We start from the raw sequence: 15,808 nt of genomic DNA on the forward strand, positions 1-15,808 counted from the left end.
GAGCAAATGATTATGATTAATATTACTGAAGCAGCACAGGCTCATTTTGCCAAGTTGTTGGAAAATCAAGAGCCAGGAACTCAAATCCGTGTTTTTGTTATCAACCCAGGCACGCCAACCGCCGAATGCGGTGTGTCGTACTGCCCTCCGGGTGCCGTTGAAGCCACAGATAAAGAACTAAAGTTCGAGAAATTATCTGCTTATGTTGATGAAATTAGCGCCCCATTCTTGGATGATGCCGAAATTGACTTCGTCACCGACCAACTCGGCTCACAACTGACGTTAAAAGCACCAAACGCCAAAATGCGTAAAGTCTCTGATGACGCACCATTAATTGAGCGTGTTGAGTATGTTTTACAGTCACAAATTAACCCACAACTTGCCAGCCACGGTGGCCGTGTTTCCCTGATGGAAATCACCGACGAAGGCTTTGCAATTTTGCAATTTGGTGGCGGCTGTAACGGCTGTTCAATGGTCGATGTCACCCTTAAAGAAGGTATCGAGAAAGAACTTCTCAAAATGTTTGAAGGTGAGCTAAAAGGCGTTAAAGACCTGACCGAGCACCAACGTGGCGAGCACTCTTTCTATTAATCAATACCACGAATATTTGGCACTCGGTTCTTTACGGGTGCCTATCATTTAACCTTTTATGGGTTGTTACCTACTGTATTCGGTATTTTATGGACCATTTTGAAACATTAACACCAGAGCAAGCCTACCAACATTGGTTAGACGGCACCGCCATACTGGTAGATGTGCGAGACCCACAAAGTTTTCGTGCAGGCCATGCGAGTGGGGCCTATCACCTCACCAATGAGTCACTGAGCCAATTTCTAGAACAAACGGATTACGAACAACCTGTTATGGTGATGTGTTACCATGGGCACAGTAGCCAAGGTGCTGCACAGTATCTGATCAACATTGGCTTTGAATCTGTATATAGCATCAATGGTGGATTTGAAGCTTGGTTAAGGGAATATCCACAAGCCGTTACGGCTCTCTAGATGAGAAAACGCATTCATGATCCACATCACCTCCTTTGCTAATCCCAGAATGGCGCAAGCTTTTGTTGACTATATGGCGAGCAAAAATATTCACCTAAAAATAAAGCCATCACAAGAACAAGCCGTCTTTGAGCTTTGGCTAGAAGATGAGCAGCTTCAACCTCAAGTCCAAAAAGAATTAGATATTTTTCTACAAGACCCAAATCACCCTCGCTACTTAGAAGCCAGTTGGCACACAGGAAGCGCAGATACTCAATTTCAATATCGCAATTATCTAACTTGGGGTTATCTTAAAGAGCAATCTGGCCCTTTAACTATCGCTGTTATTTTATTGTCGATTGTTGTATATCTTTGGGTAGAAATGACCGATGCTCGAGAAGTTCTACGTTATTTGGCATGGCCTATTGGCGACCAACAAACGGAACTTTGGCGTTGGTTTAGTCCTGCATTGGTGCACTTTTCGCTATCACACATTGGTTTCAATCTTGCACTATGGTGGTTTCTCGCTGGGCAAGTTGAGCGAAAACTCGGGACGGGCAAGTTATTCACTATCTTACTGGTCTCTGCGCTATTTAGTAACTGGGGGCAATCGCTATTTAGTGAAAACAACTTTGGCGGCTTATCCGGTGTCGTCTATGCCCTTGTCAGCTATGTGTGGTTAACGGGTGAACGTCGGCCAGAAAGTGGCGTTAGCGTTCCTCGAGGGTTAATGATTTTCTCCATTATCTGGCTTTTTTTCGGTTACTTCGATGTTTTAGGCATGCATATCGCCAATGCCGCACATACTTCAGGGTTAATTATCGGCTTATTAATGGGAGTATGGGATAATAGACACAGTTTTAAACACCAGAGCTCCAGATAAAACATTTTAATAATTAGAGGCTAACGCTGTGAAACAAACCCAGAGACATGATGCAATAGTTGAGCTTGTGCGTCTTCAGGGATATGTCAGTACTGAAGAACTCGTCGAACACTTTGAGGTTAGCCCTCAAACAATCCGTCGAGACCTCAATGATCTCGCTGAACAAAATAAAATTCAGCGGCACCACGGTGGCGCAGCACTGCCTTCAAGTTCTGTAAATGCGGCCTATAATGACCGTAAAATCATGTGGTCAGATGAAAAAGCGCGTATCGCACAGCATGTTGCAAGCCAGATCCCTGATGGTGCAACACTGTTTATAGACATTGGTACCACACCCGAAGCCGTTGCCCATGCATTGGTTAATCACAAAAACCTACGTGTGGTGACCAATAACCTCAACGTCGCCACGTTGCTGATGCCAAAAGAAGACTTTCGCCTCATTTTAGCCGGTGGTGAAGTACGCTCACGGGATGGCGGTATTGTCGGTGAAGCGACCCTCGATTTTATTTCCCAATTTAGATTAGATTACGGCATTTTAGGTATCAGTGGTATTGATATGGATGGCTCATTACTTGAGTTCGATTACCACGAAGTTCGTACCAAACGCGCAATTATTGAAAACTCACGCTGTGTCATGCTTGTCACCGACCATTCTAAATTTGGTCGTAACGCGATGGTTAACTTGGGCAATATGAACCTGATTGACTACTTATTTACTGACAAACAGCCACCAGATAGTATTCTCAAAGTCATTGAGCAACATAATGTTCAATTAGAGCTTTGTTAATCAAATAGTTATTCTCATGATGGTAGTCCTCACTGCCATCATGCTTCTTGCTATCCCCCTATTTTAGCCCTCAGCCTTACCATCATTTTTTCTTTTTCGCGCGAAATTCTCTTTTTTCCATTGTGAATAACAATATTTTATGTGTGGGTATTGAAAAAAAATTGTTACCAATATCACGCAGTTGTTATTTTTTTCATTAATAATAGTTGGCATCACTATCTATTTTGACTACAATCAAATGAGCGAAAACGAACATTATTGAAAGTGTTTCGAACATCTCAGGGGGATGCATGGAAACTAAAGACTTGATTGTCATCGGCGGCGGGATCAACGGCGCTGGAATTGCAGCAGATGCTGCAGGTCGTGGATTATCGGTATTACTGCTCGAAGCTCAAGACTTAGCAAGTGCCACTTCATCTGCGAGTTCTAAACTCATTCATGGTGGCTTACGTTACTTAGAACATTATGAATTTAGATTAGTGAGCGAAGCATTGGCTGAACGTGAAGTGCTATTACGATTAGCGCCACATATTGCCTTCCCAATGCGCTTCCGCTTACCGCATCAGCCTCATTTACGTCCAGCTTGGATGATCCGTATTGGCCTGTTCTTATATGACCATTTAGGCAAACGAGTGAGCTTACCAAGCAGTAAAGGGCTGAAATTCAACCAAAATTCCGTACTCAAACCTGAATTAACGAAAGGTTTTGAATATTCTGACTGTTGGGTTGATGATGCGCGTTTAGTTGTGTTAAACGCTCAAGAAGTGGTACGTAAGAATGGTGAAGTTCGCACTCGCACAAAAGTGACTCGCGCTTACCGTGAAAATGGCTTATGGGTTGTTGAAGCTCAAGACTTACGTACGGGTGAAACCCATACATGGAAAGCGAAAGGGCTGGTTAATGCCACTGGGCCTTGGGTAAAAGAGTTCTTTGATGATGGCCTGAAATTAAAATCACCTTACGGTATTCGCCTGATCAAAGGTAGCCACATTGTCGTTCCACGTGCACATGATGAACCACAAGCGTATATCTTACAAAATGAAGATAACCGTATTGTATTTGTTATCCCGTGGATGGATGAATTTTCTATCATCGGCACCACTGACGTAGAATATAAAGGTGACCCGAAAGACGTCAAAATTGATGAGAACGAAGTTAACTATTTACTGAAAGTGTATAACGACCACTTCAAAAAACAGTTAACCGTGAGTGATATTGTTTGGGACTACTCAGGTGTTCGCCCACTGTGCGACGATGAGTCAGACTCACCACAAGCTATTACTCGTGATTACACATTGGATATTCACGATGAGCAAGGCCAAGCACCATTGTTGTCGGTATTTGGTGGTAAATTAACAACTTATCGTAAGTTAGCGGAAGCTGCTGTAAATAAATTAGCCACTTACTATCCAAATGCAGGTAGTCCATGGACTAAAAATGGTCAGTTACCAGGTGGTGATATCGAAGGTTGTGACCGTGATGGTTATGCACGTGTATTACGTCAACATTATCAATGGCTTCCTGAAGGCTTAGCGCTACGTTTTGCTAGAACTTACGGTAGCAACAGTAAATTGATCCTTGAAGGCGCGAATTCACTCAGTGACCTTGGTGAAGCATTCTCTGCGAATGTCTATGAAGCGGAATTACGTTACTTAGTCAAACATGAGTGGGTAACAGAGTTGGATGATGCTATTTGGCGTCGCACTAAATTGGGTATGTGGCTGAATGAAGAAGAAAAACAGCGCATTGCTCATTGGTTAGCAAAAAATGGGTTGTCAGAGAATACCTCTGCATAATCGTAAAAATCTCGTTGTTATAAAATCTCGTTGTTAATGGAAAAAGCCAGTCGCAGTTGTTGACTGGCTTTTTCTATTTTTAAATCGTTTTTTCTATTTTTAAATAATTAGTACGACTTTCAGAAAAAACCCAATCACGATAAGTTGCACAAATCAATTTGACCTGTTTATAATGTATGCGAATTTATCTCTCACCCAACTTCGCAGGTACGCCTCACGATGAACTAAGCACTGCCAGAAAATATTTTCCAATACCCTTTTGGTATTCATTTTTCTGTTCCTGGCAGGCAACCGCTTTCATCGACGCTTCTTGATAAGTCAACGACGTTGTCTGTCCTCATTATTTTGGAGGTGCATATGACGATTGTTTGTCACTTTTCACAGCTCAATATTGAATTTAACCAAACCGCTCTTTTTTCACCGCTAAGTGGGACGTTGTCATGCCAAAAAAATGCCCTAATTGGCCATAATGGCAAAGGAAAATCCGTCTTGATGCGTATTCTTGCTAGCCAATTATCCCCTACGCAAGGAAATGTACATTGGAACCGCCCCTTTATCTATGTCGAGCAATTAACGCGACTAGCGGGAGAAACGCTTGTCGATGCTTTAGGTATATCTGAGCTTTATCACGCATTCTTACGCATTGAGGCAGGAAATGGTTCTTTGGCAGATTTTGAGCTCACAGAAGATAAATGGCATTTACCTTCCCAATGGCAAAGTTTATTGGACTCTGCAGGGCTCTCTATCTCAATGGAAGCCCCCATTGCCCATTTAAGTGGAGGTGAACGTACTCGCCTAGCCCTTTGCCGTGCATTTCTTCATCAAGACCACTTTTTGCTACTTGATGAACCGGATAACCATTTAGATACACAAAGTCGGCAATGGCTTAGCCAGAAACTCACAGAGCACCGAGCTGGTTGTCTCGTTATTTCTCACAACAGAACCCTGTTAGGCGAAATGGATGCTATTTTTGAATTAACGGAAAAAGGGTTACACGAGTATGGGGGGAATTATGCGTTATACGATACCCAAAAAACCGCGGAAATCGCTGCAATCGATGCACAAAGTGAGCGCTTAGAAAAACGTATACATCAAGAGAAAAAACAGCAACAAGCCACATTACAAAAAGCCGCCCAACGCAAGAAACAGGGAGAGAAAATTCGCTATGGTGGGTCGCAATCCTTATTACTGCTTGATATGCAAAAAACCGGGCAGAGAAAAGGCAATCAAACGTCGCAGAGCGGCACCAACGGGTTATGGATAACCTACAAAATCAACAACAGGAAAACCAAGAGAAAGCCCGCCATATCAAGCCACAAAAAATGACAATTAACTATCAAAATGAAGGTAATAAAGTCACCATTTTTGCTTCTGACTTGCGTTTGCCTTACGGTTATTCGTCACCTCTTTCATTCACCATATACAGTGGGGAGCATTGGCATATTCAAGGGCGTAATGGTTGTGGGAAATCAACCCTACTTAAGGTTCTTGCTGGCCTGTTGCCATCAGATTCAGGAGAGTGCCGCCTCAGTGGGGAGTTTTGCTATTTAGACCAACACCTCAACTTACTCGATAAAACATTACCTGTTGCTGAAGCCCTTCATCAATATCAACCCTTGTTTACAGTAGAACAGTGGCGCACGCAATTAGGTATGTTACGAATACGAGGAGATAAATCATTACTGCCACTACAGCAGCTCAGTGGTGGGGAGCAACTAAAAGCAACACTATTGGCGCTCACACATAGCCCGAGCCCACCCGCTATTTTATTACTCGATGAACCGGATAACCATTTAGACTTGGATTCAAAACAACTACTTGAAGCGCTATTGCAGGATTACCAAGGAACACTCTTGCTGGTTTCTCACGATGAAGCCTTTATTGCAAACTGCAATATAACCCATACGCTAAATCTTTCTGATAAATAACCGTACGTTAGGCCACTGCCAAAATAGGAGTGGCCGTATACTTTAATGGATAAATGTATTTTTGACGCGATGAGAAGCTAAAAAGTAGGGGATCCATAACACGCAATAAAAGCTGCCATTTATAGCGGTAATAATATTTGAGTGATTGATTTCCAAACCAAATATATATGGGAATATAAAACGAGCAACCAATACCATTAACGTAAATAACACCATGGTGGTGATAAACAGCCACTTCGCCTGTTTTTTCCATTTAACCGCAGCGATAAATGTCCAAAGAAATAGGGCAATTAGAACACCATAACCTATTTGTAAGAAGTAAAAACCTGTCGCAAAGCCTGGAATATAAAAATCAGAATCTGCATGAGTTGCCAATGACCATGCTGTTTGTACTTGTGAAATTTCTTGCAATAACATCATGACGGTTTTGTACAGCATATAAAACAGACCAATAACCGGTAAAATTAACCATCCACTGATCCCCTGTAACGGCTTTTTAACTACCGGGTGAGCCACTGGTGATATTATTGCGGGCTCTGCTTGCGTGGCTGATTGCTGAATATCCATTCAAATAACCTTTATTTACTATTTACTTTGCATTTTTTCTTCAAGAAATGCCTTGAGTACAATTGCTTGATTATGTTCTGTATTTTTAGCACTGTATAACAGTGTTAAGTCACCTTGCTTTGCTTGTGAAACCAATACCTGCCAAGCTGTTGTGTTATTAAGTTCCTGCTGATATCGCTCGATAAATTGTGCAAACTGATCGGTGTTCTGATGAAACCATTTTCGTAGCTCATTGGAAGGTGCAACGTCTTTATTCCAAGCGTCGTGTTGTAAATCTGTTTTTTTTATTCCTCTTGGCCACAGTCTATCAATAAGCACGCGATAACCGTCGTTATCGTCAACAGGGTCATAAACTCGTTTGCATTTAATCATCATTTACCTACCCAATAAGTAAACCGCATAATTTTATTTATTAATTTACAAAGGTATTTTTAACACGCTTTGAAACTAAAAAATATGGTATCCAAATGGCACAAGCAATTAGAGCCCGAAAAATATCTTTGATATCGGAGGCTTCGACCTCTAAATCCAATAAAATACTTGCGAGTATAATATCCGTAACCGTCAAAACTAAAGAAAAGATCTGGAAAAAAATATAAATTTTAATTGTGAGCTTTTTCGTTGTAAAAAAAACATAACTGAGGAAAAGTAAGGTGGCGTATAAAATAACATTACCTAAAACCTCAAAGTAGATTAGCTCTTTAAATAATGGAATAAATGAACTTGATTGTGGATCTGTTAATTCAACCCAATATTCAATCACTTGAGCATTTTGCCCATAAATCGAAAAAGGCAAAATAATCAAGGACAATATTATCCCTAACATGGGTAAAATAAGCCATCCACCAATACCTTTTAATTCTTTCCTTGGTTGTGGTGATGGTACCGAAGTGCCATGAGATGAACTGTGACCTTCAGTTTTCATTTACACTTCCTTATTATCCTTATTAAACAGACAAATAATATCAATACAAAATAAATAACCCTATATAAGATAGCATACCTACTCAACAAAAAATGAGTAACTAAATGCGCTAATTCACAATTATATTGCTAATAAAGAACAATCTGACAAGGCCATCATTATGCAAATATTTACCGCACAGTTACCACTCCCTACCAATTACCTCTATGGTGATTTTTTTGCCTTTCATTTAAGAGATCAACACAATGTTGCGGAAATAGTGGAAGAAAATACATTACACAAAGGCATAATATGGCAACAACATGCCACAAAAATGACATTAGAGCTAAAAAAACAACAAGCAATAATTTCATTAGAAATTGATCCCCCATCTGTCATTGTCAATGAACAAGACCTGTTAACGTTGGCACAGCATGTACTTGGCTTGAAACAGAATATTGATGAGTTCGAAAAACACTACTGTGAAAACCCAACACTGGGCCAGCTCATTGAAAAACAAAGAGGATTACGAATTTATCAATCTGCCAGTGCATTTGAAGCATTAGTTTGGGCTATTATTGGCCAACAAATCAGTGTTCACGCAGCTATTGCCATTCGTCGACGATTTATCCAAGCCGTGGGGATCCAACACACTTCGGGTATTTGGTGTTTTCCCGATACACCACAGGTCAAATCAGTTGATGACGAAACGCTACGCCAAACGGGTTTTTCGAAGGGGAAAATTACCGCCCTCAGAGCCCTTTGTGAAGCCATCGAAAATCAACAAATTGATTTATCACAGCATGTCACTCACTCCAATGCGAATCAAATAACTGAACAATTATTAAAAATCAAAGGAATTGGCCCTTGGACTGTGAGCTATGCTTTACTCAGAGGATTCAACTACTTAGATGGCTCTTTACATGGAGATGTTGTGGTAAGGCGTAATTTGCAAACATTGCTCGATAAACCAGAACAACCCAACGCCAAAGAAACAGAAAAATGGTTAGCGCAATTCTCCCCATGGCGTGCGCTGGTTGCCGCTCATTTATGGCGTAGCCAATCAGCCGCAGGGTATTGATTAATCAAAAAAAGCCCACTTCACATTGAGAAGTGGGCTTTCCAGCTATACGCAATATCGATTTAACGTAGCCAGTTCGTTTTCACTAATTGAACGACTTCATCACCACGACCACTCATAATCGCTTTTAACATATACAGGCTAAAGCCTTTCGCTTCTTGCGCTGCAATTTCTGGCGGCATAGACAGCTCTTGTTTGGCGGTCAAGACATCAACGACCACCGGCCCATCATGGGCAAACGCTTCTTTTAATGCGCCGTCTAGGTCTTCACTTTTTTCAACACGGATCCCTTTAATACCCGCAGCATTCGCAATCGCTGCAAAGTTAGGGTTATGTAAATCCGTTCCTGCTGTCAAGAAACCGGCAACTTTCATTTCCATGGCAACAAAGCCAAGTACGCCATTGTTATGAATGATGATTTTTACTGGTAATTGCATTTGAGAAAGAGAGATAAAATCGCCCATTAGCATACTGAAGCCACCATCACCACACATTGCAACCACTTGACGTTTTTTATCAACGGCTTGTGCACCAATAGCTTGTGGCATCGCGTTTGCCATTGACCCATGGTTAAAAGAGCCAATTAAACGGCGCTTACCGTTCATTTTCAAATAACGCGCAGCCCATACTGTCGGGGTTCCCACGTCACAAGTGAAAATCGCGTCATCAGCGGCTAATTCACTAATTTTTGTTGCAAGATACTGTGGATGTATTAACCCTTCATGACCCGGTTTAGCAAGATCATCTAACCCTTTTCTAGCCTCTGAATAATGTTTCAAAGCACCGTCGAGGTGTTTTGTCTCTTGTTTCGTCTCTAGGTGTGGCTGTAACGCATCCAATGTCGCTTTGATATCTCCAATCAACCCCATATCAATATGGCAATGGGAGCCCAAGCTGCCCGCATTAATATCAACCTGAATGATTTTAGCTTCACTTGGGTAGAAAGGACGGTATGGAAATTGTGTCCCGAGCAAAACGACCGTATCTGCGTTCATCATTGCGTGGTAACCTGATGAAAAACCTATTAAACCTGTCATTCCAACGCTGTATGGGTTATCCCATTCAATATGTTCTTTACCACGTAACGCGTGTACTACCGGTGCTTTTAGTGTTTCTGCTAGCTTAACCACTTCATCATGGGCACCCGCGCAGCCATTACCACAGAATAACGTGATATTCTTAGACTGATTCAGCAGTTCAGCAAGTTTTTCGATTTCACTTCGCTGAGGCATAATCAGTGGAGCTTGTGGCTGATACCACGTTTCTTTCGCTGACTCTGGCGCATCTTTTAGCGCAATATCACCCGGTATCACAACAACGGATACCCCTTTATTCAGAATCGCTTTACGCATAGCGATACCAAGAACTTGTGGAATTTGCTCTGGATTAGAGACCATTTCACAATAATGGCTGCACTCGCGGAATAATTCAGTTGGATGGGTTTCTTGGAAATAGTTACTACCAATTTCACTGGATGGGATATGAGCTGCGATCGCTAATACGGGCACTCGATTACGGTGGCAATCATACAACCCATTTATAAGGTGCATATTTCCTGGCCCACAAGAGCCCGCACAGACGGCTAAATTGCCGGTTAACTGAGCTTCTGAACCCGCAGCAAAAGCAGCAACTTCCTCATGGCGAGTACCTAGCCACTCAATAGCGCCTTGACGACGCAAGCTGTCGGTTAAGCCATTCAACGAGTCTCCTGTAACGCCCCAAATACGTTTAACACCTGCATTATCAAGTACTTTTGCAATATAGGATGCAACACTCTGTTTTTTCATAATGGCACTCTTTTAAGTCGGATGTGGTACCCTTGATATCTTGCAGTTCAAAATATGAAAGGGACCTTTTTAGATGTATAGCAACATTCAAAATAGAATCTTGTCATACTCGCTTATATCAAACTCAATATTGACAATAAATTGATTGTAACTAAGTAAATTCTTCATTCCTACTCATCAAATTAAATATAAGACAGAACAGCATAATCCACCGTTATTATCAAAAGAAGAGGATAGCAACAAGATAAATAAACAGGCGAGTTATTAACAACTTAAATACAATGAGAGCATCAGAAAAGGATTAGATTATCTTCATATATTATTCATCGCAACAGCGCCATTATTTCAACAATATTAAATCGCTAGCCTTATATATTTATGACAGACTGAAACTTGCCAAATGAAATGGTATTGAATTGATTTAAAACAATTTATTTTCAGTCCATTTATTATCCAAATTCTATTTTTTCGAATATTCGGCTCAATCGTCTAGCCATCAACACAAAACCCTGCAAAGAAAAATGAATTGGTATAAAACACCTTCATTTTACATTTATCCGATATTAATGTAGTATTGAATGTGTATTTATTAATTCAAGGTGGTTTTCTTGCTGTATTTACAACACAAGTACTCTCATTTCTCTACCCATTACATACCTGCTTTAGCCTGTTATTTCAGCGCTACATAAAAACACTAAAAACTTATCTATTGCGAAAACAACGTCTATTCTAAATAATAAGGTTTTATATTTTCCGATGTATGAAAACCCATATCTTAAGTGCTGTTGTTTCGATTATTGAAATTAAAATAAGAGGATGGTTTCATGAGATTCAAGAAAAAAAAAGAAAAACCGTTAAATATTAGTGATATTACTATTATTGATGACGGTAAACTCAAAAAAGCAATTACCGCGGCTTCGCTGGGTAATGCGATGGAATGGTTTGATTTTGGGGTATACGGTTTCTTAGCCTATGTTCTAGGTCAGGTTTTCTTTCCAGACGCATCACCGAGCGTCCAGATGATTGCCGCATTAGCCACGTTCTCCGTGCCTTTCTTAGTTAGGCCATTAGGTGGGGTCGTTTTCGGTATCTTAGGTGATAAGTACGGCCGTCAAAAAGTCCTTTCGATGACAATTATTATTATGGCAATCAGTACCTTCTGTATCGGTTTGATCCCATCCTATGAGAGCATCGGTATCTGGGCGCCAATTCTGTTATTAATTGCTAAGTTAGCTCAAGGTTTCTCGGTAGGTGGCGAATATTCTGGTGCTGCAATCTTCGTTGCAGAATACTCACCAGACCGTAAACGTGGTTTTATGGGCAGTTGGTTAGATTTTGGCTCTATCGCTGGTTTCGTTTTAGGTGCAGGTGTCGTTGTCCTGATATCGAGCATTGTTGGAGAAGCCAACTTCCATGATTGGGGCTGGAGAATTCCGTTCTTCTTAGCATTACCGTTAGGGATCATCGGGTTATATCTACGTCATTCACTGGAAGAAACTCCTGCGTTCCAACAACATGTTGAATCGTTAGAAAAACAAGATAAAGCCAATATTCAAAATCCACCAAAAATCTCAGTACGTGAAGTGGCGACTAAGTATTGGAAAAGCTTGATGATTTGTGTTGGCTTGGTTATCGCAACTAATGTGACTTACTATATGTTGCTGACCTACATGCCAAGTTACTTATCACACAACCTGAATTATTCTACTGACCATGGTGTGCTAATTATTATTGCAATTATGATTGGTATGTTATTTGTTCAACCAATTATCGGTTTAACCAGTGATAAAATTGGTCGCCGCCCATTTGTTATTACCGGTAGTGTCGGTCTGATTTTATTGGCATACCCTGCATTTATGTTAATCAACAGTGGTTCTGTTGGCTTAATTTTCCTAGGTTTATTAATTTTAGCGGTGCTGTTGAACTGTTTTACCGGGGTTATGGCTTCCATTTTACCCGCGATTTTCCCGACACATATTCGTTACAGTGCGTTAGCGATTGCCTTTAACATTTCAGTATTAATTGCCGGTGCGACACCGACTGTTGCGGCATGGTTGGTCGAATCAACCACTGACTTATATATGCCAGCTTATTACTTAATCGTGATTGCTTTAATTGGTTTATATACGGGTATTAGAATGCCAGAAACAGCGAATAAACCATTGCGTGGTGCAACACCTGCGGCATCAGATAAAGCCGAGGCAAAAGAAATTCTTAGCGAGCACTTTGACAATATTGAGCAGAAAGTTGAAGATATTGACCAACAAATTGCTGAGCTTGAGAAAAAACGCCAATCCTTAATCAATCAGCATCCTAAATTAGATTAAACATGAAAGGGCCGGTAAACGGCCCTTTGTTTTAATTTCAACAAAAACTTCAACCAAGGAGGGAGGCGGTGGCAGCCAAACAAGTTTGTCATCTTATGTGGTTTCGTAATGATTTACGGGTCACTGATAACAAAGCGCTTTCCTCTGCGTGTGTGGATCCTCAAGCTAAGGTTATTGCTCTCTATACGGCAACACCAGAGCAGTGGCAACAACATGATATGGCTGAACGGCAAATTTCATTCATTCACCAGAATCTTGTTGAACTGCAGAATTCACTTGCTGAGCTTGGTATTCCACTGGTTTGTCAAACTGTGGCTAATTTTGCCGACGCAGCGCAATGGGTACTCGATTACGCAAAGGCGCAACAGGCTGATGCCCTGTTTTTTAATCGACAATATGAATGGAACGAAAAACAACGGGACGAGTGGTTAATCAATCAACCTCATGAGTTGCATATCCATGCTTTCGATGACTATTTATTACTGCCCCCCGGCTCCGTAACTACCCAAAAAGGGGAGATGTATCAAGTCTATACCCCTTTTCGCCGAGCTTTCATCACCCAACTTACCGTGACAGATTGTCGTTCACTGCGCGCCCCAGAAAAACGAGCGGTCGCCATCAACATTGATAAGGCTTCACCGTTATTTCCGCATCAACCCATTGAAGACTCACCACAATTTCCTGCTGGTGAAAAATCTGCTTTAACGCGACTCAGGCAGTTTTGTTCCCAGAAAGTCGTCGGTTATAAAAACAATAGAGATATTCCTTCTATTGATGGTACCAGCCAATTATCACCTTACCTCGCGGTGGGGGTGCTGTCCCCTCGCCAATGCTTCAACCGATTACAAGCAGAAAATCCCCAAGTGTTGGATTACCCAGATAGCGGGGCATTCACTTGGTTAAATGAGTTAATTTGGCGTGAATTTTATTCGCATCTTTTAGTGGCATTCCCACGCCTATGTCGCCATCAGCCATTTATTCAATGGACACAACATATTCACTGGAATGATTCTTCAACCGATTTTGCAGCATGGAAAACGGGACAAACGGGTTACCCAATAGTGGATGCCGCTATGCGCCAACTAAATACAACAGGTTGGATGCATAACCGCCTACGTATGATTGTCGCCAGCTTTTTAGTCAAAGACTTACTGATTGATTGGCGAAAAGGTGAAAAATACTTTATGAGCCAACTGCTTGATGGCAGTTTAGCCGCAAATAACGGTGGGTGGCAGTGGTCTGCCTCGACTGGTGTTGACGCTTCTCCTTGGTTTCGTATCTTTAACCCAACCACTCAAGGGCAAAAGTTTGATGCACAAGGGGCTTTTATTCGCCATTGGTTGCCCGAATTACAGCAAGTTCCCGATAAGTATATTCATACACCCCATGAATGGGCGGTGCTCAGCAGTACACCGATTAATTATCCAGAACCAATTGTTGACCATAAACAAGCCCGTCTCGCCACTTTGGCGGCATTTGAAGCAGGTAAGCGTAATAGTTTGAAGCAATAAATCGTTTAAAATACGATAAATAGCAAAGTTATTATTTGCTTTAAGAATTATTATAGCGCTTCAATCATAAGGAGCAGATATGAGCGTTATTTTACAAGTTGATTTCCCGTATCAAGGGCCTTGGGGTGCAGAAATGACCGCGGCAATGGATGAATTAGCCAATTCAATCAACCAAGAACCTGGTTTTGTGTGGAAAATTTGGACAGAAAACCAACAAACTCAAAAAGCCGGGGGCGTTTATCTGTTTACCTCTGAAGCCGATGCCAAAGCATATCTACAAAAACACAGCGCGCGCCTGAAATCTTTCGGTGTCCCTGAAGTACGTGGTGAAATTTTTGCAGTCAATAAGGCGCTTAGCCAATTGAACCAAGCGCAGTTTTTAGTGCAATAATTTTTAGTACAATAATTTTCAGTTCAATAATTTTCAGTGCAATAAATAACTATTGGCACTGAAATTCAAACAACATCACATCTGAGGTAAATGAGCCATCTGCTTGCACGGCAAAGTGGCTTTTTACCTCATCACTTAATGTTCCTTGGTAGTGGCGGATAGCTTCAACGAGTGCCTGTGGTGTACGCATCCGTTCGACCCAACTGGTAAATTCCAGCGCTAAACGGAAACTTTGTACCCGCTGAACAAATAACCCTGCATTATTAAACATGCCTGACCATTCCCCAGCGGAATAATCACGAATATGTGAAGTATCCCGAAGCACTTCGACAGTTTGTAAGTAAATATCCAATAATGGATGCCCTGGTGATACCACATCAATAAAGATACCTTTTCCACCCGGTTTGAGCACTCGGCGCACCTCACGCAGTGCTTGTTCCACATCGTGCCAATGGTGTGCAGAGTAGCGGCTAATCACTCGGTCAAAACCATTGTCATCAAACGGTAGAGACTCCGCAGTCCCTTTGCAGGTGGTGATATTATTTAACTTACGTTCTTGTGCATTTTTAACCACAACATTGAGCATTGAGTCCGACAAATCATAAGCCGTCACTGACTTCACCAACGGCGCTGCATGGAAGCTGGCATGCCCTGCTCCACAGCCAAGGTCTAGCACGTCCTCGTCCTGACAACCTTGTAGCAATTGTTGCAAAACAAGTAAGTCTTCACCTTGTGCATGAACTTGGCTGGTTAAATACGAGTTGGCTTGCTCATCAAATTGTTGATAAACCGCTTGGTGGTGCGTTTTCATCTTTGTTTCCTTACATTCAGTTGGTGATTTCCTCATCACAACAGAAAATGAT

General features: G+C 41.5%; 14 protein-coding genes and 1 pseudogene. 10 read left to right on the forward strand and 5 right to left on the reverse strand.

The genetic code is table 11. The annotated features are described in order from the left end of the window. Positions 1-12 precede the first annotated feature (12 nt). From nfuA to PSF67_RS07025, 6 genes and pseudogenes are all read left to right on the forward strand, one after another. Complete coding sequence (gene nfuA / locus PSF67_RS07000) at positions 13-591, forward strand: Fe-S biogenesis protein NfuA (protein ID WP_004266130.1); 579 nt, start codon at positions 13-15, stop codon at positions 589-591. 89 nt (positions 592-680) lie between these two features. Beyond that, positions 681-1,004 (forward strand): thiosulfate sulfurtransferase GlpE, encoded by a 324-nt coding sequence (glpE, locus tag PSF67_RS07005; RefSeq protein ID WP_004262879.1) that lies wholly within the window; start codon positions 681-683, stop codon positions 1,002-1,004. 16 nt (positions 1,005-1,020) lie between these two features. After that, complete coding sequence (glpG, locus tag PSF67_RS07010; protein WP_102138809.1) at positions 1,021-1,866, forward strand: rhomboid family intramembrane serine protease GlpG; 846 nt, start codon at positions 1,021-1,023, stop codon at positions 1,864-1,866. Between the two features lie 28 nt (positions 1,867-1,894). Next, the gene (locus tag PSF67_RS07015) at positions 1,895-2,653 is read left to right on the forward strand and encodes a DeoR/GlpR family transcriptional regulator (protein WP_004262881.1); all 759 of its coding nucleotides are present in this window, start codon (positions 1,895-1,897) and stop codon (positions 2,651-2,653) included. A 290-nt stretch (positions 2,654-2,943) separates the two neighbouring features. After that, positions 2,944-4,449, forward strand: coding sequence for a glycerol-3-phosphate dehydrogenase (gene glpD / locus PSF67_RS07020; RefSeq protein ID WP_102138808.1), 1,506 nt, complete (start codon positions 2,944-2,946; stop codon positions 4,447-4,449). Between the two features lie 357 nt (positions 4,450-4,806). Further along, positions 4,807-6,377: pseudogene (locus PSF67_RS07025) on the forward strand (ATP-binding cassette domain-containing protein). A 42-nt stretch (positions 6,378-6,419) separates the two neighbouring features. Here PSF67_RS07025 and PSF67_RS07030 read toward each other — a convergent pair. From PSF67_RS07030 to PSF67_RS07040, 3 genes are read right to left on the reverse strand one after another with little or no spacing between them, the layout of a single operon-like run. Continuing rightward, entirely contained in the window at positions 6,420-6,944 is a 525-nt protein-coding gene (locus PSF67_RS07030) for a DUF2569 family protein (RefSeq protein WP_272676687.1), read from the reverse strand. 18 nt (positions 6,945-6,962) lie between these two features. Beyond that, the gene (locus PSF67_RS07035; RefSeq protein ID WP_166266226.1) at positions 6,963-7,316 is read right to left on the reverse strand and encodes a DUF488 domain-containing protein; all 354 of its coding nucleotides are present in this window, start codon (positions 7,314-7,316) and stop codon (positions 6,963-6,965) included. Positions 7,317-7,356: 40 nt separating this feature from the next. Continuing rightward, positions 7,357-7,869, reverse strand: a complete 513-nt coding sequence (locus PSF67_RS07040; RefSeq protein ID WP_102138806.1) for a DUF2569 domain-containing protein — start codon at positions 7,867-7,869, stop codon at positions 7,357-7,359. 160 nt (positions 7,870-8,029) lie between these two features. Here PSF67_RS07040 and PSF67_RS07045 point away from each other — a divergent pair, with 160 nt between their 5' ends. Continuing rightward, complete coding sequence (locus PSF67_RS07045; RefSeq protein WP_272676688.1) at positions 8,030-8,929, forward strand: DNA-3-methyladenine glycosylase family protein; 900 nt, start codon at positions 8,030-8,032, stop codon at positions 8,927-8,929. 62 nt (positions 8,930-8,991) lie between these two features. Here the strand turns inward: PSF67_RS07045 and poxB are convergent, their stop codons facing one another. Beyond that, the gene (gene poxB / locus PSF67_RS07050; RefSeq protein ID WP_102138804.1) at positions 8,992-10,716 is read right to left on the reverse strand and encodes a ubiquinone-dependent pyruvate dehydrogenase; all 1,725 of its coding nucleotides are present in this window, start codon (positions 10,714-10,716) and stop codon (positions 8,992-8,994) included. Positions 10,717-11,540: 824 nt separating this feature from the next. Here poxB and proP point away from each other — a divergent pair. The 3 genes from proP (at position 11,541) to PSF67_RS07065 (ending at position 14,945) form a co-directional block, all read left to right on the forward strand. Then, positions 11,541-13,043, forward strand: a complete 1,503-nt coding sequence (gene proP / locus PSF67_RS07055; RefSeq protein WP_102138803.1) for a glycine betaine/L-proline transporter ProP — start codon at positions 11,541-11,543, stop codon at positions 13,041-13,043. A 95-nt stretch (positions 13,044-13,138) separates the two neighbouring features. Continuing rightward, complete coding sequence (gene phrB / locus PSF67_RS07060; RefSeq protein ID WP_210848658.1) at positions 13,139-14,554, forward strand: deoxyribodipyrimidine photo-lyase; 1,416 nt, start codon at positions 13,139-13,141, stop codon at positions 14,552-14,554. Positions 14,555-14,633: 79 nt separating this feature from the next. Next, positions 14,634-14,945, forward strand: a complete 312-nt coding sequence (locus tag PSF67_RS07065; RefSeq protein WP_102138801.1) for a monooxygenase — start codon at positions 14,634-14,636, stop codon at positions 14,943-14,945. 49 nt (positions 14,946-14,994) lie between these two features. On the opposite strand, the gene PSF67_RS07070 is transcribed toward PSF67_RS07065, so the two are convergent. Then, positions 14,995-15,792, reverse strand: a complete 798-nt coding sequence (locus tag PSF67_RS07070) for a class I SAM-dependent methyltransferase (RefSeq protein ID WP_269140433.1) — start codon at positions 15,790-15,792, stop codon at positions 14,995-14,997. Positions 15,793-15,808 lie beyond the last annotated feature (16 nt).

Origin of the sequence: Providencia sp. PROV076 (assembly GCF_028483405.1) — a bacterium.
Lineage (GTDB): Bacteria > Pseudomonadota > Gammaproteobacteria > Enterobacterales > Enterobacteriaceae > Providencia > Providencia huaxiensis.